The 17,554-nt window shown below is 68.0% G+C and carries 18 protein-coding genes; 13 read left to right on the forward strand and 5 right to left on the reverse strand.

Annotation, left to right across the window (positions count from 1 at the left end; translation table 11 throughout):
- Window positions 1-201 precede the first annotated feature (201 nt).
- From U0025_RS23360 to cobJ, 4 genes are read left to right on the forward strand one after another with little or no spacing between them, the layout of a single operon-like run.
- On the forward strand, window positions 202-1,254 hold the full coding sequence (locus U0025_RS23360) for a cobalamin biosynthesis protein CobG (RefSeq protein WP_037490901.1): 1,053 nt from the start codon (window positions 202-204) through the stop codon (window positions 1,252-1,254).
- A complete protein-coding gene (locus U0025_RS23365) occupies window positions 1,254-1,883 on the forward strand; it encodes a precorrin-8X methylmutase (protein ID WP_004210124.1) in 630 nt (209 codons plus the stop codon). Before U0025_RS23360 ends, U0025_RS23365 begins: the two co-directional genes overlap by 1 nt.
- Window positions 1,880-2,602, forward strand: a complete 723-nt coding sequence (gene cobI / locus U0025_RS23370) for a precorrin-2 C(20)-methyltransferase (RefSeq protein ID WP_004210125.1) — start codon at window positions 1,880-1,882, stop codon at window positions 2,600-2,602. Before U0025_RS23365 ends, cobI begins: the two co-directional genes overlap by 4 nt.
- A complete protein-coding gene (gene cobJ / locus U0025_RS23375; RefSeq protein ID WP_004210126.1) occupies window positions 2,599-3,381 on the forward strand; it encodes a precorrin-3B C(17)-methyltransferase in 783 nt (260 codons plus the stop codon). Before cobI ends, cobJ begins: the two co-directional genes overlap by 4 nt.
- Here cobJ and U0025_RS23380 read toward each other — a convergent pair.
- Complete coding sequence (locus U0025_RS23380; protein ID WP_037490904.1) at window positions 3,342-4,106, reverse strand: cobalt-precorrin-6A reductase; 765 nt, start codon at window positions 4,104-4,106, stop codon at window positions 3,342-3,344. The two genes, cobJ and U0025_RS23380, sit on opposite strands and share 40 nt — an antisense overlap.
- Between U0025_RS23380 and U0025_RS23385 the strand changes: the two genes are divergently transcribed.
- The 5 genes from U0025_RS23385 to cobF are packed head-to-tail and all read left to right on the forward strand — an operon-like array spanning window position 4,105 to window position 8,507.
- Entirely contained in the window at window positions 4,105-5,313 is a 1,209-nt protein-coding gene (locus U0025_RS23385; protein WP_037490906.1) for a bifunctional cobalt-precorrin-7 (C(5))-methyltransferase/cobalt-precorrin-6B (C(15))-methyltransferase, read from the forward strand. The genes U0025_RS23380 and U0025_RS23385 overlap by 2 nt on opposite strands.
- Complete coding sequence (locus U0025_RS23390) at window positions 5,310-5,672, forward strand: cobalamin biosynthesis protein (RefSeq protein ID WP_004210129.1); 363 nt, start codon at window positions 5,310-5,312, stop codon at window positions 5,670-5,672. The genes U0025_RS23385 and U0025_RS23390 overlap by 4 nt, the downstream gene beginning before the upstream one ends.
- The gene (gene cobM, locus U0025_RS23395; protein WP_004210130.1) at window positions 5,669-6,454 is read left to right on the forward strand and encodes a precorrin-4 C(11)-methyltransferase; all 786 of its coding nucleotides are present in this window, start codon (window positions 5,669-5,671) and stop codon (window positions 6,452-6,454) included. The genes U0025_RS23390 and cobM overlap by 4 nt, the downstream gene beginning before the upstream one ends.
- Window positions 6,451-7,755: a cobyrinate a,c-diamide synthase gene (locus U0025_RS23400; RefSeq protein WP_004210131.1), complete on the forward strand. Its 1,305-nt coding sequence runs from the start codon at window positions 6,451-6,453 to the stop codon at window positions 7,753-7,755. The genes cobM and U0025_RS23400 overlap by 4 nt, the downstream gene beginning before the upstream one ends.
- Window positions 7,755-8,507: a precorrin-6A synthase (deacetylating) gene (gene cobF, locus U0025_RS23405; RefSeq protein ID WP_004210132.1), complete on the forward strand. Its 753-nt coding sequence runs from the start codon at window positions 7,755-7,757 to the stop codon at window positions 8,505-8,507. Before U0025_RS23400 ends, cobF begins: the two co-directional genes overlap by 1 nt.
- A 180-nt stretch (window positions 8,508-8,687) precedes the next feature.
- Here the strand turns inward: cobF and U0025_RS23410 are convergent, their stop codons facing one another.
- From U0025_RS23410 to U0025_RS23420, 3 genes are read right to left on the reverse strand one after another with little or no spacing between them, the layout of a single operon-like run.
- Window positions 8,688-8,843: a hypothetical protein gene (locus tag U0025_RS23410; protein WP_004210133.1), complete on the reverse strand. Its 156-nt coding sequence runs from the start codon at window positions 8,841-8,843 to the stop codon at window positions 8,688-8,690.
- Between the two features lie 18 nt (window positions 8,844-8,861).
- Window positions 8,862-9,572 (reverse strand): hypothetical protein, encoded by a 711-nt coding sequence (locus U0025_RS23415; RefSeq protein WP_004210134.1) that lies wholly within the window; start codon window positions 9,570-9,572, stop codon window positions 8,862-8,864.
- Between the two features lie 40 nt (window positions 9,573-9,612).
- Window positions 9,613-10,824 (reverse strand): toxic anion resistance protein, encoded by a 1,212-nt coding sequence (locus U0025_RS23420; RefSeq protein WP_004210135.1) that lies wholly within the window; start codon window positions 10,822-10,824, stop codon window positions 9,613-9,615.
- Between the two features lie 153 nt (window positions 10,825-10,977).
- On the opposite strand from U0025_RS23420, the gene U0025_RS23425 reads away from it, so the two are divergent.
- Genes U0025_RS23425 through U0025_RS23435 form a run of 3 tightly spaced genes read left to right on the forward strand, consistent with a single transcriptional unit; the run spans window position 10,978 to window position 13,765 of the window.
- On the forward strand, window positions 10,978-11,319 hold the full coding sequence (locus U0025_RS23425) for a DUF485 domain-containing protein (RefSeq protein ID WP_004210136.1): 342 nt from the start codon (window positions 10,978-10,980) through the stop codon (window positions 11,317-11,319).
- The gene (locus tag U0025_RS23430; RefSeq protein ID WP_004210137.1) at window positions 11,316-13,022 is read left to right on the forward strand and encodes a cation acetate symporter; all 1,707 of its coding nucleotides are present in this window, start codon (window positions 11,316-11,318) and stop codon (window positions 13,020-13,022) included. Before U0025_RS23425 ends, U0025_RS23430 begins: the two co-directional genes overlap by 4 nt.
- Before the next feature lie 44 nt (window positions 13,023-13,066).
- Entirely contained in the window at window positions 13,067-13,765 is a 699-nt protein-coding gene (locus tag U0025_RS23435) for a DUF899 family protein (protein ID WP_004210138.1), read from the forward strand.
- 154 nt (window positions 13,766-13,919) lie between these two features.
- On the opposite strand, the gene U0025_RS23440 is transcribed toward U0025_RS23435, so the two are convergent.
- A complete protein-coding gene (locus tag U0025_RS23440) occupies window positions 13,920-15,479 on the reverse strand; it encodes a S10 family peptidase (protein ID WP_004210139.1) in 1,560 nt (519 codons plus the stop codon).
- Window positions 15,480-15,700: 221 nt separating this feature from the next.
- On the opposite strand from U0025_RS23440, the gene typA reads away from it, so the two are divergent.
- Entirely contained in the window at window positions 15,701-17,518 is a 1,818-nt protein-coding gene (gene typA / locus U0025_RS23445; RefSeq protein ID WP_004210140.1) for a translational GTPase TypA, read from the forward strand.
- Window positions 17,519-17,554: the final 36 nt, after the last annotated feature.

A 17,554-nucleotide genomic window follows, 5' to 3' on the forward strand; every position in this document is an offset into this window, starting at 1 on the left:
GCGTGGTGTCGGGCGCCTGTCGCGCCTGCCTGCCACCTCGCGCCGACCGGCGATGCCGGCAAGCCCCGCCTGGTTGCGTCCCGGCGCGCGGAGGATTTGCCTGTGAGCCAGACCGGCGCGGGCAGGGATAGGGCGACCGCGAACCATGCGGGGGCCCACGGGCCGGCCGTTCGGGGCTGGTGTCCCGATGCCTGGCGCCCGATGGCGGCGGGCGACGGGCTGATCGTGCGCGTGAAGCCGCGCCTTGGCCGTCTTTCGGCCGATGATCTGGCGGCGCTGGGCGAAGCGGCGATCGCCCATGGCAACGGCCTGATCGACATGACCCGGCGCGCTAACCTCCAGATCCGCGGCGTGCGCGACGATAGTTGGCGCCCCTTGCTCGACCGGCTGCTCGACCTTGGCCTGGTCGACCACGATGCTCGGCGCGAGGGCGCGCGCATGATGATGGTCGCGCCGGACTGGCGCGAAGGGGATGACAGCCATCGCATCGCCCGCCAGTTGCTCGATCGCCTGGACGAACTGCCGGACTTGCCGGGCAAGATGGGCTTCGTGATCGATGCCGGCGCCGCGCCGCTCCTGCCCGGCGAAGCGGGGGATTTTCGCATCGAACGGGCGCGCGATGGCGGCCTGATCTTGCGTGCGGAGGGGCGGGCACAAGGCGTGCCGGTGGATAGCGGCCGCGAAGTGGATGCGCTGCTCGCGCTCGCCCGATGGTTCGTGGAGAGCGACGGCGCGCGCGCGGGGCGCATGGCCCGGCATGATGCGCCGCTGCCGGATTGGGCAACGGGCACGACAGAGGCGGCGGCGCCACGCCCGCGACCGGTCCCCGGCGCATGGGATGGCGGCATGGCCTATGGTCTTCCCTTCGGCCGGATCGACGCGCGGCATCTTCTCGACGCGCCGGCCATGCGGCTGACCCCGTGGCGCATGCTGCTGGCCGAAGGGCAACTGCCCGGCCTGTGCGCAGACGCTGCCGACCCGCTGATCCATGTGGAGGCTTGCCCCGGCGCGCCTGCCTGTCCGCAGGCGAGTGTGGAGACGCGCGATCTCGCCCGCCAGCTGGCCCCCCATGTGGCGGGCCGCCTTCATGTCTCCGGCTGCGCCAAGGGCTGCGCCAGTTCGATGCCGGCCGATGTTGTGCTGACGGGGCGGGACGGGCGCTACGACCTTGCCTTCCATGCCCGCGCAGGATCGGCGCCCGTCCGTCCTGACCTCACCGCCACCGACCTTCTTGCCCATTTCGGAGCCTGTTGATGCCCCATGATTATGAGAGGGATGGCGCGGCAATCTATCGCCAGTCCTTCGCCACCATCCGCGCCGAAGCCGACCTCGGGCGCTTTGCTGCCGAGGAAGAGCCGGTCGCCGTGCGCATGATCCATGCCGCGGGCATGGTGGACCTGGCGGCCCATATCCGCTTTTCGCCGGGCTTTGCAGCGGCGGCGCGGCAGGCCCTGGCCGCAGGGGCACCGGTGCTGTGCGATGCGCGCATGGTGTCGGAAGGGGTCACGCGCGCGCGCCTGCCCGCCGACAATGCCGTGCTCTGCACCCTGCACGACACCGCCGTGCCGGACATGGCGCGGGCGATGGGCAATACCCGATCCGCCGCCGCGCTGGAATTGTGGCGGCCGCATCTTGCCGGGGCACTGGTTGCCATCGGCAATGCGCCCACGGCGCTGTTCCACCTGCTCGACATGCTGGAGGATCCGGCCTGTCCGCGCCCCGCAGCGATCATCGGCTGCCCGGTCGGCTTCGTCGGCGCGGCGGAATCCAAGGCGGCACTGTGGGCGGCGCAGCCGGTCCCCTGCTGCGTCGTCGACGGGCGGCTTGGCGGCAGCGCGATCACGGTCGCGGCGATCAATGCGCTGGCGAGCCGCGCGGAATGAGCGGCACCGTCTATGGCGTGGGCCTTGGCCCCGGCGCGCAGGACTTGCTGAGCGTGCGCGCCGACCGGCTGGTGCGGGGGGGACGGCATGTCGCCTATTTCCGCAAGGCCGGCCGACCGGGGCAGGCGCGCCGCATCGCGCAGGGCATGTTGCGGGACGATGCAATCGAACTGGCGATGGAATATCCGGTGACGACCGAAATTCCGGTCACCGATCCGCGCTATAACGACTGCCTTGCCGCCTTCTATGCCGATTGCACCGGGCGGCTGCTGGCGATCGCGGAGGCGGGCGAGGATGTGGTCGTCTTGTGCGAGGGCGATCCCTTTTTCTACGGCTCCTTCATGCATCTGCACAGCCGGTTGGCGGGGCTGGTCCCGGTCGAAGTGGTCCCCGGCATCATGGGCATGTCGGGCGCGTGGAATGCGACCGGCCTGCCGATCACCTGGGGTGACGATGTGCTGACCGTCGCGATGGCGACGCTGCCGGAAGAGGAACTGGTCCGCCGCATCCGCGATACCGACGCGCTGGTGGTGATGAAGATCGGCCGGCACCTCGCCAAGCTGCGCCGCGCGGTGGCGGCGGCCGGGCGCAGCGATGAAGCATGGCTGGTCGAACATGCCGCCATGCCGGAACAGCGCGTGACCCGGCTGGCCGATGTCGACAGGGTCACGCCCTATTTCTCGATCCTGCTGATCCACGGCCAAGGGCGCCGGCCATGAATCTTGCGGCGGGAGAGGGGGGCTGGATCGCGATCGCGGGGCTTGGGCCAGGGGGCGAAGCGCTGGTGACGCCGGAGGTCGACGCCGCGCTGGCTGCCGCGACCGACGTGGTGGGCTATATCCCCTATGTCGCGCGGGTCGCGCCGCGTGCGGGGCTGGCGTTGCATCCTTCGGACAATCGGGTGGAACTGGACCGGGCGGCCCATGCGCTGGAGCTGGCCGCGCAGGGGCGGCGGGTCGTCGTCGTCTCCTCGGGCGATCCGGGCGTCTTTGCCATGGCATCCGCCCTGTTCGAGGCGCTGGAGGCCGGACCTGCCCACTGGCGCGACATCGACATTCGCGTGCTGCCCGGCATCACCGCGATGCTGGCTGCTGCGGCGCGTGCGGGCGCGCCGCTTGGCCATGATTTCTGTGCGATCAACCTGTCGGACAATCTCAAGCCCTGGTCCCTGATCGAAAAGCGGCTGCGGCTGGCGGCGGAGGCGGATTTCGCCATGGCCTTCTACAATCCCCGGTCGGCGTCGCGGCCGGAAGGGTTCGTGCGCACGCTGGCGCTGTTGCGGGAACTTTGTGGCGATGCACGCCCGATCCTCTTCGCCCGCGCCGTGACCACCGCGCAGGAGACACTGCATATCGTGCCGCTGGGGCAGGCGCGGGCGGACATGGCGGACATGCGCACCATGGTGATCGTCGGGTCGAGCCGGACCCGCATCATCGAGCGGCCGCGCGGGCCGATCCTCTACACGCCGCGCGGCATCCCCGACGAGGCGGCGGGATGAGCGATCCAGTCGAGCACATCCTCGGGCCGGTGGAACTCCCACCGATCGGGCAGCGCGGGCCGGTCGATCATCAGCACGCACAGGCCCAGCGCGCGCGCGGCGTCCAGCTTGGCGGCTGCGCCCGTTCCACCGGCATTTTTGGCGACGATCAGGTCGATGCGATGGTCCCGCAGCAGGCTTGTGTCGTCCGCCACCGTGAACGGGCCGCGATCTACGATCAGGGCATGATCGGGCAGGGGGGGCACCGCGTCCGGCGCATCCACGAAGCGCAGCAGATAATGATGCTGGGGCTGGGCGGCGAAGTCCTCCACATGCATGCGCCCCAGGGCGAGCATGATCCGCTGAGGCGGGCCGTCGAGCGCGGCCACCGCCGCTGCCATGTCCGGCACCGTGGTCCAGCGATCGCCGGGGACGGGCGTCCAGGGCGCACGGGTCAGCGCAGCATGGGCGATTCCCACCCTATGCGCAGCCGCCACCGCATGGGCGCTCATCGTCGCGGCAAAGGGGTGGGTGGCGTCGACCAGATGGGTGATGCCTTCCGCACGCAGATGCGCGACCAGTCCCGCCACCCCGCCAAAGCCGCCGACCCGCACGGGCAGGGGTTGTGCCCGCGGGCTGGCCGTGCGTCCGGCATAGCTGAAGGTCGCGCGGATGCCGCGCGCCGCCAGCAAGGCCGCCAGCGCGCTTGCCTCCGTCGTGCCGCCCAGCAGCAGGATATTGGGCATGGATGACATGAATTCTCCCCCCTGGTTGACGATCGTCGGCATCGGCGAGGACGGGATGGACGGCCTGTCTGCGGCAAGCCGCGCGGCACTGGCGGCGGCGGACCTGGTCATGGGGCCGGCCCGGCACCTTGCGCTGCTCGGCGGGATTAGCGCGCCGATGGTCGAATGGCCAGTGCCCTTCGCGGACGGGATCGCGCGGCTGCTGGCGCATCGTGGGCGGCCGGTGGTGGTGCTGGCGTCGGGCGACCCCTTCTGGTTCGGCGCGGGGAGCAGCATCGCGCGCCATCTGGCGGCGCATGAATGGTGCGCGCATCCCGCGCCCTCCACCTTCGGGCTGGCGGCGGCGCGGCTGGGCTGGGCGATACAGGATGTCGCGTGCCTGGGCCTGCATGCCGCGCCGCTGGATCGGTTGCGTCCGCACCTCGCGCCGGGCGCGCGGGCGCTGGTGCTGCTGCGCGACGGGGCGGCGGTGGCGGGGCTTGGCGCCTGGTTGTCGGCCAGGGGATTTGGCGCGTCGCGCCTGCATGTGCTGGAAAGCCTCGGCGGCCCGCGCGAACGGATCCGGTCGATCGAGGCGGGGGCGACGATACTGCCCGACATCGTTCATCCTGTGGCGGTCGGGCTGGAGGTCGCCGGTGACGGCCCTGTCCTGACGGTCGCCAGTGGTCGACCCGACGCGCTGTTCGACCATGACGGACAGATCACCAAGGCGCCGGTGCGCGCCCTGACCCTGTCGGCGCTGGCGCCCCGGCCGGGGGACTATCTGTGGGACATTGGCGCCGGGTCGGGATCGATCGCGATCGAATGGCTGCTGGCTCATCCGGCCAATCGCGCCTGCGCGGTGGAGGCCGATCCGGCCCGTGCGGATCGCGCCCGCGCCAATGCCCGTGCGCTGGGCGTGGATCGGCTGGAGCTGATGGTCGGTCGCGCGCCGGACATGTTGCCTGATGGCCCGATGCCGCAGGCGGTCTTCATCGGTGGCGGTCTGTCGCAGGCGCTGCTGGAACGGCTGGAGGCACTGCTGCCACCCGGCACGCGGCTGGTCGCCAATGCGGTGACATTGGAGTCGGAGGCGCTGCTGGCGCTCTGGCACGGGCGGCGGGGCGGCAGCCTGCTGCGGATCGAACTGGCCGACGCTGCGCCGCTCGGCAATCGCCATGGCTGGCGGTCGCGCTATCCGGTGGTGCAGTGGAGCGTCACGCTATGATCGTTGCGGGCTTCGGTTTCCGTGCCGGCGCGACCACCGCGTCCCTGCGGGCGGCGCTGGTGGCGGCCGGCGGCGGACGGGATGTCACCCATCTCGCCACGCTGGCGGACAAGGCCGGGGGACTGGCGGAACTCGCCGCGCAACTGGCCCTGCCGCTCATCCCCATTGCGGCCGATCGCCTCGCATCCTGGCCCACCATCACCCGGTCGCCGGCATCGCTGGCCGCGCGTGGCACCGGCAGCGTCGCCGAAGCATGTGCCCTGGCCGGCGCGGGGAAAGGCGCCCGCCTGCGCGCCGCCCGCAGCCTTTCCCCCGATCGCATGGCGACCTGCGCCATCGCTCAAGGAGCATCATCATGACCGTCCATTTCATCGGCGCCGGTCCCGGCGCGCCCGACCTTCTGACCCTGCGCGGCCGCGATCTGATCGCGGCCAGCCCGATATGCCTCTATGCCGGATCGCTGGTCCCGGCGGAGGTGCTGGGGCATTGTCCGCCCGGCGCCCGCATCGTCAACACCGCGCCCATGGACCTGGACGCCATCATGGCGGAGATCACCGCCGCCCACGCCGCCGGGCAGGATGTGGCGCGGCTCCATTCCGGCGACCTTTCGGTCTGGTCGGCCATGGGCGAGCAGATCCGCCGCCTCCGGGCGCTGGACATCCCCTTCACCGTGACCCCCGGCGTGCCGGCCTTCGCTGCGGCGGCCGCTGCGCTGGAGGTGGAGCTGACGCTGCCTGAACTGGCCCAGTCGCTCGTCCTGACGCGCACGCCGGGGCGCGCCAGCACCATGCCGCCGGCCGAGAGCCTGACCAACTTTGCGGTGACGGGCGCGACCCTGGCCATCCATCTGTCGATCCACAATCTGGCGCAGGTGGTGGCCGATCTCATGCCGGCCTATGGGCAATCCTGCCCGGTCGCGGTCGTGTGGCGGGCAAGCTGGCCCGACCAGCGGATCGTGCGGGCGACCCTCTCGTCGATCGAGGCGGCGGTCGCGGGCAGCATGGAGCGCACCGCCATCATCCTGGTCGGCCCGGCGCTGGACGCGGCGGATTTTGCCGAAAGCAGCCTCTATGCGCAGGGCTATGACCGGCGTTTCCGGCCCCAGCATGCCGGATCGCGCTACGCCGGGTCGTCCGAGTGACGGTGCCGGGCCTGCTCGTTTCGGCGCCCGCATCGGGCGCCGGCAAGACGACCGTCACGCTCGGCCTGCTCCGCGCGCTGCGCGACGTGGGCGTGACGGTGCAGCCGTTCAAATGCGGGCCGGATTATATCGACCCGGCCTTCCATCGCGTTGCCTGCGGCCGGCCGTCCTTCAACCTGGACAGCTGGGCGATGGACGGCGCGCTGCTGGACCGGGTGGCGGCCGAGGCCGGCGATGCCGACATGATCGTGGCCGAAGGGGCGATGGGCCTGTTCGACGGGGTGGCGGGGCGGGGCGCGGCCGGCCATGGCACCGCCGCCGACGTGGCGCGCCGCATGGGCTGGCCGGTGCTGCTGGTGCTCGACATATCCGGACAGGCGCAATCCTGTGCGGCGACGGCGCTGGGCTTTGCCCGTTTCGATCCCGATGTGACGATTGCGGGCGTCATCCTCAATCGCGTCGCGAGCCCGCGCCATGAACGGCTGGCGCGCGCGGGGCTGGCGGCGGCGGGCATTGCGGTGTTCGGCGCCTTGCCCCAGCACGCGGACCTTTGCCTGTCCGAACGGCATCTGGGGCTGGTGCAGGCCGGCGAGCGGGAGGGGCTCGATCAGGCGCTGGAGCGCCATGGCGCACTCATGCGGGAGCGGGTCGATCTCGCCGCGGTTCGGGACGCCGCACGGGCGCACGGCGTCAGGGCCGGCGGGCGCCTGCCCGATCCCCCGGCGCAACGGATCGCGGTGGCGCAGGACGTGGCTTTCTCCTTCCTCTACCCGCATCTCCTCGAAGGCTGGCGACAGGCCGGGGCGCAGATCATGCCCTTCTCCCCGCTGGCCGATGAGGCGCCAGCCGACGATGCCGACCTGATCTGGCTGCCCGGCGGTTATCCCGAACTGCACGCCGGGACCATCGCCGGCGCGCAGCACTTCCTGACGGGCCTGCGCCGCCATGCCGAGGATCGGCCGGTCCATGGCGAATGCGGCGGCTATATGGTGCTGGGCGATGCGCTGATCGACCGGGACGGCACCGCCCATCGCATGGCCGGGCTGCTCGGCCTTGTCACCAGCCATGCGGATCGCCGGCTGCATCTGGGCTATCGGCGGGCGGAACTGCTGGCGCCTGTCGCGGGGCTGCGCGCCGGCACCATGCTGCGCGGCCATGAGTTCCATTATTCTACCATCCTGGGCCAAGATGACGCGCCGCTGATGCGGGTGACCGATGCCGACGGTGCTGCGGTCGCGGAAACCGGCTCGCGGCGCGGCTGGGCCAGCGGTTCCTTCTTCCACATGATCGCGAGCGCATGATGATCGACCTGCACCTCATCGGCATCGGCACCGGCAATCCCGATCATCTGACGGCCCAGGCGGTGCGGGCGATGAACAGCGCCGACCTCATCCTGCTGCCACGCAAGGGCAGCGCCAAGTCTGACCTTGTCGACCTGCGCCGCACCATCTGCGCGGCCGTGCTGACGCGGGCGGTGCGGGTGGTGGAATTCGACCTGCCCGTGCGCGATGCGCGCGGCGACTATCTTGGCGCCGTCCAGGACTGGCACGATGCCATCACGCAGGCCTGGGCCGGGCAGATCGCACGCCACTTGCCCGATGGCGGCCGCCTTGCCCTGCTGGTCTGGGGCGATCCCTCCCTTTATGACAGCAGCCTGCGGATCGCCGACCGGCTGGCGGAGAGGGGGCTGGCGATCCGGGTAAGCGTCGTGCCGGGCATCACCAGCCTGCAGGCGCTGACCGCAGCGCACGCCATCCCCCTCAACCGGCTGGGCGCGCCGGTGGTCATCACGACCGGGCGCCGGCTGCGCGACGATGGTTGGCCGGCCGACGGCGACAGCGTCGCCGTGATGCTGGATCAGGGCTGTGCCTTCGACGCGCTCGATCCCGCCGGCATCCATATCTGGTGGGGGGCCTATCTCGGCATGGAGCATCAGCTGCTGATCGAAGGGCCGCTGGCGGTCGTGCGGGACAGGATCGCGGGCCTCCGCGCGCAGGAAAGGGCCCGGCATGGCTGGATCATGGACATCTATCTGATGCGCAGGGGGGCATGATCCTGGCGGCGGCTTGTTCAACATTACCCACCGCGACGTAAGCGCACCGTCTGGACTAAGAAACGCTGACCGCGGGGGGGCTGTTGCGCATCCTGTTTGGACCGCTTCAGATGTGATGATCAGTCCTTCTGATTGAATGTAACGTCTTCGCTATCGTGACGTGCCGGCTCTGGCGCATCATCAGCCCCGCCGTCGCCAGCGCCGGAACAAGGATAGCCCCAGCACCCCGCCGCCCACCACGGCCGCGATCGCGCCGCCGGCCGAGGCCAGCGCCCAGGCCCCGGCGGCCAGCAGGCCCGTCAGGAAGTCGACGATAATGAGGGTGAGGTGGATCATGCAGGAAGGAAGACGGCGCTAGGCGCCAAGTTCCTTCGCCTCCTGATATTTCAGCTCCAGAAAGCGATTCTGCGTCGCCAGCTTGTCGAGATCGCCGCTCGCCAGTTGCTCGCTCATCCGGCCGATCTCGGCGTCGATCACCGACAGTCCCTCGATCAGCTGCTTCTCGGGCACGCGGCCATTGCGTTCCTCGCGCCGCAGCGGCGCGGGGATCGACTGATAGCCGGTGACCAGTTCGGGCAGATGATCGGCCAGCAGCTTGCGAATCTCGTGTGCGGCCGGATCCTGCTCGCCCAGCCGTTCGAGCTGCGGCGCCAGCGTCTCCAGCTTGACGCCGATGCTGTCGACCAAAGTGACCGCCGGCGCGGGCAGGGCCTTGCGCTGATTTTCCAGCCAGATTTCGGTCTTGAGCGGCAGGGCGGTCAGCGCGCTGTCGGCCAGCTTGTCCGGGCTGACCGCGCGCTCGCCCGGCAGCAGCGCGAAGAACAGCGTGGTGACCAGCAGCAGGCCAAGCACGATCATCACGCCACTGGTGCCCAGCGGCATGAACCAGCCTGCGATCATGGCCGCGATGATGATCGCGAAGGCGGCGCCGGCGATCCGGCCCAGCCGCCGCATGATCGACGCGTTGCGCCGTTCGCGCGCACGGCTGGTCAGGCTCTTGCCGCGCTCGCTATGGCGGCGCAGCACCGCCTCGGCATCGGCCAGCACGCGGTCGGACCGGCTCATACCATCAACTCCGGGAAAAAGGGCAGGGTGGGGCGCATCCTTATCCCTCGATCGCGCTCAGCAGCGGGTTTTCCGCGCGCGCTTCCTTGGCGGCCTGGGCCTGGCCCTCGGACCGGGCGATATAGCCCTTGGACTTTTCCACCTCGTTCGACAGCACAGTGACCGTCGTCTTCATATTCTCCAGCGCCTTGAGCTTGAACGTGTCGATATTGTCCATCGTGTCGTAGATATTCTGGAAGGCGCGCTGCAGCGTCTCGATCGGGATCGTGCTGCTGGCGGCCTGCTCGTGAATCTGCGCGGTCTGGCTCTTGAGCAGTTCGCCGGTCGAATCGATGATGTTGGCGGTGGTGGTGTTGAGCGCGGTGATCTGTTCCAGCACCAGGCGCTGGCCGACCAGCGCCTGCGCCACGGTGACGGCGGTGCGCAGCGCGGCGACGGTGGTGGTGCTGGCGCGATCCACGCCCTTCACCAGCTCGACATTATTCTTCTTCACCAGGTCCAGCGCCAGATAGCCCTGCACCGTGACCGCCATCTGGGTCAGCAGATCCTGGGTGCGCTGGCGGATGTAGAAGAGTGCGCTCTCGCGGATCGCCTTGGCCTTGGTCGGATCGGTCGAATCCAGCTCCAGCGCTTTGGACTCGAGGCGCGCGTCCATGGTCTTGCTGATGTGGATCATCTGCTCCAGCTTGCCCATGGTTTGCCACATATTCTGGCGTTCCACGTCAATCGCGGCATTATCCTTGATCAGCACGTCCTTGCCGCTGGCGAGCGATCCCAGGATCGAGTTGATGTGCGTCTGGCTCGACTTGTAGCTGTCGAAATAGTCGCGCATCTTGTTGCCGAACGGGATGATGCCGAACAGCTTCTTGGGCGCGGTCAGGCTGCCGCGCTTGCCGGGATCCAGATCCTCGACCGTGCGGCGCAGTTCAGCGAGGTCCGCACCGACCTTGTTGTCGCTGTCCATCGCGCGCACCGGCCGATCGAGAAAGCGGTTGCTGTGTCCGGCGGCCTCGGCAATTTCCTTGCGACCCATATTGGTCAGCTGGTCGACGCGCTGGCCGAAGGCGGGCGAGTTGGCATCCTGCGCGACCAGATCGTCGATGAAGGCATCGACCTTCTCGTCCAGCTTGGATCGCTTTTCCTCGTCGATCGGCACCAGCCCGGCCGCCTTTTCGGGCGCGACCACCGGCACCGGGTCGGGCGGCGTGAGGTTCAGCGTATCAGCGGTCGCGGTCGGCGCGGTCGAAGCCATGTCATCTCCCAGGGGCCAGATCGGCCTGACTGTCATATGTGCATAAAACAGTAAGGCCGCAAGTCTCTCTCCGTGCAGATATAGGCGCTCGGGCCATGCCATTGCAATCGGGGGGCGTCCGGTTAGCATGGCGCAAAGACCAGAGGAGAGTGAATGACGCAGCAGGAAGGGCATGCCCCGGCCGATCCACAGGCCGCGATGATCGCGGCGGTGGCGGCCGATCCCCGTTATGGTGAACTGGTGGCGCGGCGGGCGCGGCTGGGCTGGTGGCTGTCGGCGATCATCTTCATCGCCTTTGTCGGCTATCTGGCGCTGATCGCCTTCGACAAGGCGCTGCTGGGCATGCCGATCGGCGATGGCGTCACCTCGATCGGCATTCCGATCGGCCTGGGCCTCATCCTGCTCGCGATCGCCCTGACCGGCCTCTATGTCGCTTATGCCAACCGCCATCATGACGCACAGATGGCCGCGATCCTGAAGGATCATGGCGCATGAGGGCGCGGCTTGCCGGCGCGCTCGCCCCCGTTCTTGCCCTGATGCCCGCTCCCGCCTTTGCCGCCGCGCTGGAGGGGGAGGCGCAGCGTCAGCCGATCAACTGGGTGGCGATCGCGATGTTCGTCGCCTTTGTCGGCCTGACCCTGTGGATAACCAAGGCGGCGGCCGCGCGCACCCGCACCGCGTCGGACTTCTATACCGCCGGCGGCGGCATCAGCGGTTTCCAGAATGGCCTTGCCATGGCGGGCGACTATATGTCCGCCGCCTCCTTCCTCGGCATATCGGCGCAGATCTTCACCGACGGCTATGACGGCCTCATCTATTCCACCGGCTTCCTCGTCGGCTGGCCGATCCTGCTGTTCCTGATGGCGGAGCGGCTGCGCAACCTTGGCCGCTTCACCTTTGCCGACGTCGCCTCCTACCGCTTCGCCCAGCCGCCGGTGCGCAGCTTCGCGGCCATCTCCACCCTGCTGGTGGTCAGCTTTTACCTGATCGCCCAGATGGTGGGCGCGGGGCAGCTCATCAAATTATTGTTCGGCCTGCCCTATGCGGTGGCGGTGGTGATCGTCGGCGCGCTGATGATGCTCTATGTGCTGTTCGGCGGCATGCGCGCGACCACCTGGGTGCAGATCATCAAGGCGGTGCTGTTGCTCGGCGGCGCCAGCTTCATGGCGCTGATGGTGCTGGCCCAGTTCGGCTTCTCACTCGAAGCCCTGTTCGCCCGCGCGGTCGAGGTGAAGAGCGCGGCGGCACAGGCCGCCGGTGCACCCCCCGCCGAAGCCGCGGCAAGGGGGCGGGCGATCATGGCGCCGGGCGGCTTCATCAAGGATCCGGTCTCGGCTATCTCCTTCGGCCTCGCGCTGATGCTGGGCACGGCCGGCCTGCCGCATATCTTGATGCGCTTCTTCACCGTCCCGGACGCCAAGGAAGCGCGCAAGTCGGTGTTGTGGGCGACGGGCTGGATCGGCTATTTCTATATCCTCACCTTCATCATCGGCTTCGGCGCGATCATCCTCGTCGGCACGGATGCCGGCTACAAGATGGCCGACGGCACGCTGCGCGGCGGCGGCAATATGGCGGCGATCCATCTCGCCCATGCGGTCGGCGGCAATGCGTTCCTCGGCTTCATCTCGGCGGTGGCCTTCGCGACCATCCTGGCGGTCGTGGCGGGGCTGACCTTGTCGGCCGCCTCGGCGGTCAGTCATGACCTTTATGCCACGGTGCTGAAACAGGGCCGCGCCAACTCGGCCGACGAACTGCGCGTTTCGCGGATCACCACGCTGGCGCTGGGCGCGCTGGCGGTGCTGCTGGGGCTGGTGTTCGAGAAGCAGAATGTCGCCTTCATGGTCAGCCTCGCCTTCGCGCTCGCCGCGTCGGGCAATTTCCCGGTGCTGATTCTGTCGCTGCTGTGGAGCGGCTGCACCACGCGCGGTGCGGCCTGGGGCGGCACGATCGGGCTGTTGACGGCCTTCGTCCTGACGCTGCTGTCGCCGGCGGTGTGGACCACCACCTTCGGCCTCGGCCCGGCACCTTTCCCCTACAGCTCGGCGGCGATCTTCTCGGTCCCGGCCGGCTTCATCGGCATCTGGCTGATCTCCCGGCTCGACCGCTCGCCCCGCGCGGCGGTGGACAAGGCCGGCTATCCGGCCCAACGGGTGCGGGCGGAAACCGGCATCGGCGCCTTCGCAGCCAGCGACCATTGAACCTTCTCCTCCCGCGCCGCGTTCGGCGCGGGAGGAGAGAGGCTATGGACCAACAACTGACACCGGCCGCCGATATGGCGGCGCATCGCCAGCCGGCATTTCCCGGCGAAAGCGCGGACTATGCCAAGGCGCGGCAGCAACTGCTGGCGGCGGAGATCGAATTTCGCCGCCACATGACGCGCCTGACCGCCCAGCGCCAGGCGCTGCCGCCCGGCCCGTTGATCGAAAAGGATTATCGCTTCAAGGACGAGCAGGGCTTCGAGGTCGGCCTGATCGACCTGTTCGGCGACAAGGATGTGCTGGTCAGTTACTATTGGATGTACGGGCCGGAACGCGAGCGGCCCTGCCCGATGTGTACCAACTGGATCGGCGCGGTCGACGGCAATGCCGCCGACATCAAGCAGCGCGTCGCCTACAAGATATTGAGCCGCAGCCCGGTCGAACGGCAATTCGTCTTCGCGCAGGAGCGGGGCTGGCGCAACACCGACTTCATCCAGACGATCGGCGACGATTATGCCCGCGATCTCGACCTGCTCCAGCCCGATGGCGAATATCCTGCGCTGATCGTCTATCGCCGCGACGGCGATCAGGTGCGGCTCTTCTGGATGAGCGAGATGGGACGGGAGATGGCCGATCCGGGCCAGGATCCCCGCGACGCGCCCGACATCGCCGCGCTCTGGTCGATCCTCGACCTGACGCCGCAGGGCCGGCCGGCCGACTGGTATCCGAAGCTGCGCTATTGAGCGATCCAAGGATCGCAGGAAGTCTCCATCCTCCCCTGCAAGGGGAGGGGGACCACGAAGTGGTGGAGGGGTGTCTTCGCTATCGATAACGGAACACCCCTCCGTCAGGGCTTCGCCCTGCCACCTCCCCTTGCAGGGGAGGATGAAAGTGAGGTCAGCGCGCGCCCTCGGCGTAGTAGCGCTCCATGTCGAGGCGCATCTGGTGCAGCGCTTCCGGGTTCAGATAGACCATGTGGCCTGCCGGATAATATTTGAACTGCAGGTTCGGCCGCAGCGCCGGCTCCAGCATCATGTGCTTCAGGTCGCGCTCGGTCGAGAAGAAGGGCGTCGCCATGTCATAATAGCCGTTCAAGGACAGCACGCGCAGATGCGGGTTGATGCGCATCGCGGTGGAGAGGTCGGCGGTGACGTCCGCGACATTCTGCTTGCGGCCCGACGGCGGCTCATGGCTCCAGTCCCAGTTGAAGGCGCCGCCTTCCCGCGCGCTCAGCCGATAGCTGAGGTCGGTCTGATAGCCCAGCTTGTTGGTCAGCTGATCCAGGAAGCTGCCGACATAGAGGCCGCTGATCGCGGTATCGGACGGATCATATTCGGGATCCTCGCCTGCCGCATCCTCGTCGATCCCCTTGTAGCGGCTGTCGAACCGACCCAGCGTCTCGCGCCCGTCGCGCAGCAATTCCTTGCGGAAACGGCTGAGGCTGACGCGCAGATTGGCGCGCTTCAAATAATCGACCGACAGGCCGGTGAAGCGGCTCATCTGCTGGGCGACGGCGTCCTCTTCCTGGGCACTGATGTCCTGGCCCTTCAGCAGCGCGGCGGCATAGGGACCGTTGGCGAACTGGCGCGCTTCCTCGACAAAGGCTTCCAGGCTGGCCGGGCGGCCGCCAGGTACCCGGTTATGATACCAGGCGGTCGCCGCATAGCTGGGCAGATAGCCGATATGGATGGTGTCGAAGCCCGACTGGCGGATGCCGTAATTCATGATCGAGGACAGCAGGATGACGCCGTTCAGCGCCATGCCGCGATCTTCCAGCTGATAGGCCAGCGCGCCCGATCGGGTGGTGCCATAGCTTTCGCCGAAAATATATTTGGGGTCGCCCCAGCGGCCATTCTTGGTGGTGTAGCGCAGGATCGCCTTGGCAAAGGCATCGACATCCTGGTCAACGCCATAGAAATCGGCGCCCTTGGCATCGCCCAGCGGCCGCGAATAGCCCGATCCCACCGCATCCAGGAACACCATGTCGGTGCTGCCGATCAGGCTGTCGGGATTGGGGCCGACATCGAAGGGGGCGGGCGCGACCGCTTCGGGATTGCCGGTGCGGACATGGTCGGGCGCAAAGCTGCCCATGCGCAGCCACAGCGACGCCGAACCGGGACCGCCATTGTAGAAGAAGGTCAGCGGGCGATGCTTACCGGGCGCGGTATAGGCGGTGTAGAAGACGCTGGCGGTCGGCTTGCCCTGGGCGTCGCGGATGGTCAGCGTGCCGGCGGTCGCGGTGTAGGCGATCGACTTGCCGTCGACGCTGGCCGTGCCCTTGCTGGTCTTGGTCACTTCCTCGACCGGGGCACTGGCCCAGTTCTTGGCGATCTCGTCCGCCGTCTGCTCGGCATGCTGCTTGGCGGCGTCGGGCGCGCCATCCTTCTGGGCGAGGGCAGGGTGGGACAGGGAAAGGGCGAGGAGGGAAGCAAAGCCAAGGGTGGCGGTCAGCCGCATGGGGTGTCCTTTTCTTTTCAGGGTGCGAACCTGACGCGGTGTCATAGGCGGCTGCCACAGCGGGGCAAGGGAAACGTCATAACATGACAGGATATTCATCTGCGCTCCGGCCGATCCTTCTGCTGCCCTTGCCGCATCGCGTCATTTCCTGTAGGGGCGCGCCCGAAGCCTCTGCGCGGCCTTGTGTCGGCCAGGGGAGCCCCATATCCCAAAGGCAAGACATGTCCCTGCGTAATATCGCGATCATCGCGCACGTCGACCATGGCAAGACCACGCTCGTCGACCAGCTTTTCCGCCAGTCCGGCACCTTCCGCGACAACCAGCGCGTCGAAGAGCGCGCCATGGACTCGAACGACCTGGAAAAGGAACGCGGCATCACCATTCTGGCGAAGCCCACCTCGGTCGAATGGAACGGCACCCGCATCAACATCGTCGATACGCCCGGCCACGCCGACTTCGGCGGCGAAGTGGAGCGCATCCTCTCGATGGTCGACGGCGTGATCCTGCTGGTCGACTCGTCGGAAGGCGCGATGCCGCAGACCAAGTTCGTGACCGGCAAGGCGCTGGCGCTCGGCCTCAAGCCCATCGTCGTCGTCAACAAGGTCGACCGTCCCGACGAGCGCATCCAGGAAGTGCTGGACGAAGTGTTCGACCTGTTCGTGACGCTTGACGCCACCGACGAACAGCTCGACTTCCCCGTCCTCTACGCCTCGGGCCGCAACGGCTATGCCAGCGAGGATTCGCAGCGCCGTGAAGGCACGCTGGAGCCGCTGTTCCAGAAGATCGTCGACCATGTCCCGCCGCCGTCGCTGGATCAGGACGCGCCGTTCAGCTTCCTCGTCACGCTGCTCGACCGCGACAATTTCCTGGGTCGTATCCTCACCGGCCGCGTCCAGTCGGGCACGGTCAAGGTGAACCAGCCGATCCACGCGCTGGATGCCGAAGGAAACGTGATCGAAACCGGTCGCGCCTCGAAGATCATGTCGTTCCAGGGCCTGGACCGCGTGCCGGTCGAGGAAGCCAAGGCAGGCGACATCATCTCGCTCGCCGGCCTCACCGTCGCGACCGTGGCCAACACCATTTCCGACCCGCAGGTCAGCACCCCGATCAAGGCCCAGCCGATCGATCCGCCGACCCTGTCGATGCGCTTTGCCGTGAACGACTCGCCGATGGCCGGCCGTGAAGGCAGCAAGGTGACGAGCCGCATGATCCGCGATCGTCTGGCCCGCGAAGCCGAATCCAACGTTGCCATCAAGGTGACGGAATCGGACGACAAGGACAGCTTCGAAGTCGCCGGTCGTGGCGAACTCCAGCTGGGCGTGCTCATCGAAACCATGCGCCGCGAAGGCTTCGAACTGGGCATCTCGCGTCCGCGCGTGCTGTTCGGCGAAGACGAAAATGGCGGCAAGACCGAGCCGTACGAAACCGTCGTCATCGACGTGGACGATGAGTTCTCGGGCACGGTCGTCGACAAGATGAACATCCGCAAGGCCGAGATGACCGACATGCGTCCCTCGGGCGGCGGCAAGACCCGCATCACCTTCTCCGCGCCCTCGCGCGGCCTGATCGGCTATCATGGCGAATTCCTGTCCGACACGCGCGGCACCGGCATCATGAACCGCCTGTTCGAGAAGTACGGCCCCCACAAGGGCAAGATCGAAGGCCGCAAGAATGGCGTCCTGATCTCGAACGGTGCCGGCGAAGCCAATGCCTATGCGCTGGGTCCGCTGGAAGATCGCGGCATCCTGTTCGTCGGCGTGGGTGAAGCCCTCTATGAAGGCATGATCATCGGCGAAAACGCCAAGCCGGAAGACCTCGAAGTCAACCCGATGAAGTCGAAGGCGCTGACCAACTTCCGCGCCAGCGGCAAGGACGACGCTGTCCGCCTGACCCCGCCGAAGAAGATGACGCTGGAACAGGCGATCGCCTATATCGACGACGATGAAATGGTCGAAGTCACGCCCAAGACCATCCGTCTGCGCAAGCGCTACCTCGATCCGAACGAGCGCAAGCGCATGAGCCGTTCGAAGGCCGCCTGATTTATCAGGGCGGCCCTATTAAGGCCGCCTGATTTT

Source organism: Sphingobium yanoikuyae (assembly GCF_034424525.1).
GTDB lineage: Bacteria > Pseudomonadota > Alphaproteobacteria > Sphingomonadales > Sphingomonadaceae > Sphingobium > Sphingobium yanoikuyae.

What these genes read in the sequence shown, in the direction of transcription:
- U0025_RS23420 (WP_004210135.1), bottom strand. Translation starts at nt 10,824, where the DNA reads ATGGCTTCGACCGCGCCGACCGCGACCGCTGATACGCTGAACCTCACG.
- U0025_RS23435 (WP_004210138.1), top strand. Translation starts at nt 13,067, where the DNA reads ATGGACCAACAACTGACACCGGCCGCCGATATGGCGGCGCATCGCCAG.
- U0025_RS23440 (WP_004210139.1), bottom strand. Translation starts at nt 15,479, where the DNA reads ATGCGGCTGACCGCCACCCTTGGCTTTGCTTCCCTCCTCGCCCTTTCC.
- cobJ (WP_004210126.1), top strand. Translation starts at nt 2,599, where the DNA reads ATGAATCTTGCGGCGGGAGAGGGGGGCTGGATCGCGATCGCGGGGCTT.
- cobM (WP_004210130.1), top strand. Translation starts at nt 5,669, where the DNA reads ATGACCGTCCATTTCATCGGCGCCGGTCCCGGCGCGCCCGACCTTCTG.
- U0025_RS23390 (WP_004210129.1), top strand. Translation starts at nt 5,310, where the DNA reads ATGATCGTTGCGGGCTTCGGTTTCCGTGCCGGCGCGACCACCGCGTCC.
- U0025_RS23380 (WP_037490904.1), bottom strand. Translation starts at nt 4,106, where the DNA reads ATGCCCAATATCCTGCTGCTGGGCGGCACGACGGAGGCAAGCGCGCTG.
- U0025_RS23415 (WP_004210134.1), bottom strand. Translation starts at nt 9,572, where the DNA reads ATGAGCCGGTCCGACCGCGTGCTGGCCGATGCCGAGGCGGTGCTGCGC.
- U0025_RS23385 (WP_037490906.1), top strand. Translation starts at nt 4,105, where the DNA reads ATGGATGACATGAATTCTCCCCCCTGGTTGACGATCGTCGGCATCGGC.
- U0025_RS23410 (WP_004210133.1), bottom strand. Translation starts at nt 8,843, where the DNA reads ATGATCCACCTCACCCTCATTATCGTCGACTTCCTGACGGGCCTGCTG.
- typA (WP_004210140.1), top strand. Translation starts at nt 15,701, where the DNA reads ATGTCCCTGCGTAATATCGCGATCATCGCGCACGTCGACCATGGCAAG.
- U0025_RS23425 (WP_004210136.1), top strand. Translation starts at nt 10,978, where the DNA reads ATGACGCAGCAGGAAGGGCATGCCCCGGCCGATCCACAGGCCGCGATG.
- U0025_RS23360 (WP_037490901.1), top strand. Translation starts at nt 202, where the DNA reads ATGGCGGCGGGCGACGGGCTGATCGTGCGCGTGAAGCCGCGCCTTGGC.
- cobF (WP_004210132.1), top strand. Translation starts at nt 7,755, where the DNA reads ATGATCGACCTGCACCTCATCGGCATCGGCACCGGCAATCCCGATCAT.
- U0025_RS23430 (WP_004210137.1), top strand. Translation starts at nt 11,316, where the DNA reads ATGAGGGCGCGGCTTGCCGGCGCGCTCGCCCCCGTTCTTGCCCTGATG.
- cobI (WP_004210125.1), top strand. Translation starts at nt 1,880, where the DNA reads ATGAGCGGCACCGTCTATGGCGTGGGCCTTGGCCCCGGCGCGCAGGAC.
- U0025_RS23365 (WP_004210124.1), top strand. Translation starts at nt 1,254, where the DNA reads ATGCCCCATGATTATGAGAGGGATGGCGCGGCAATCTATCGCCAGTCC.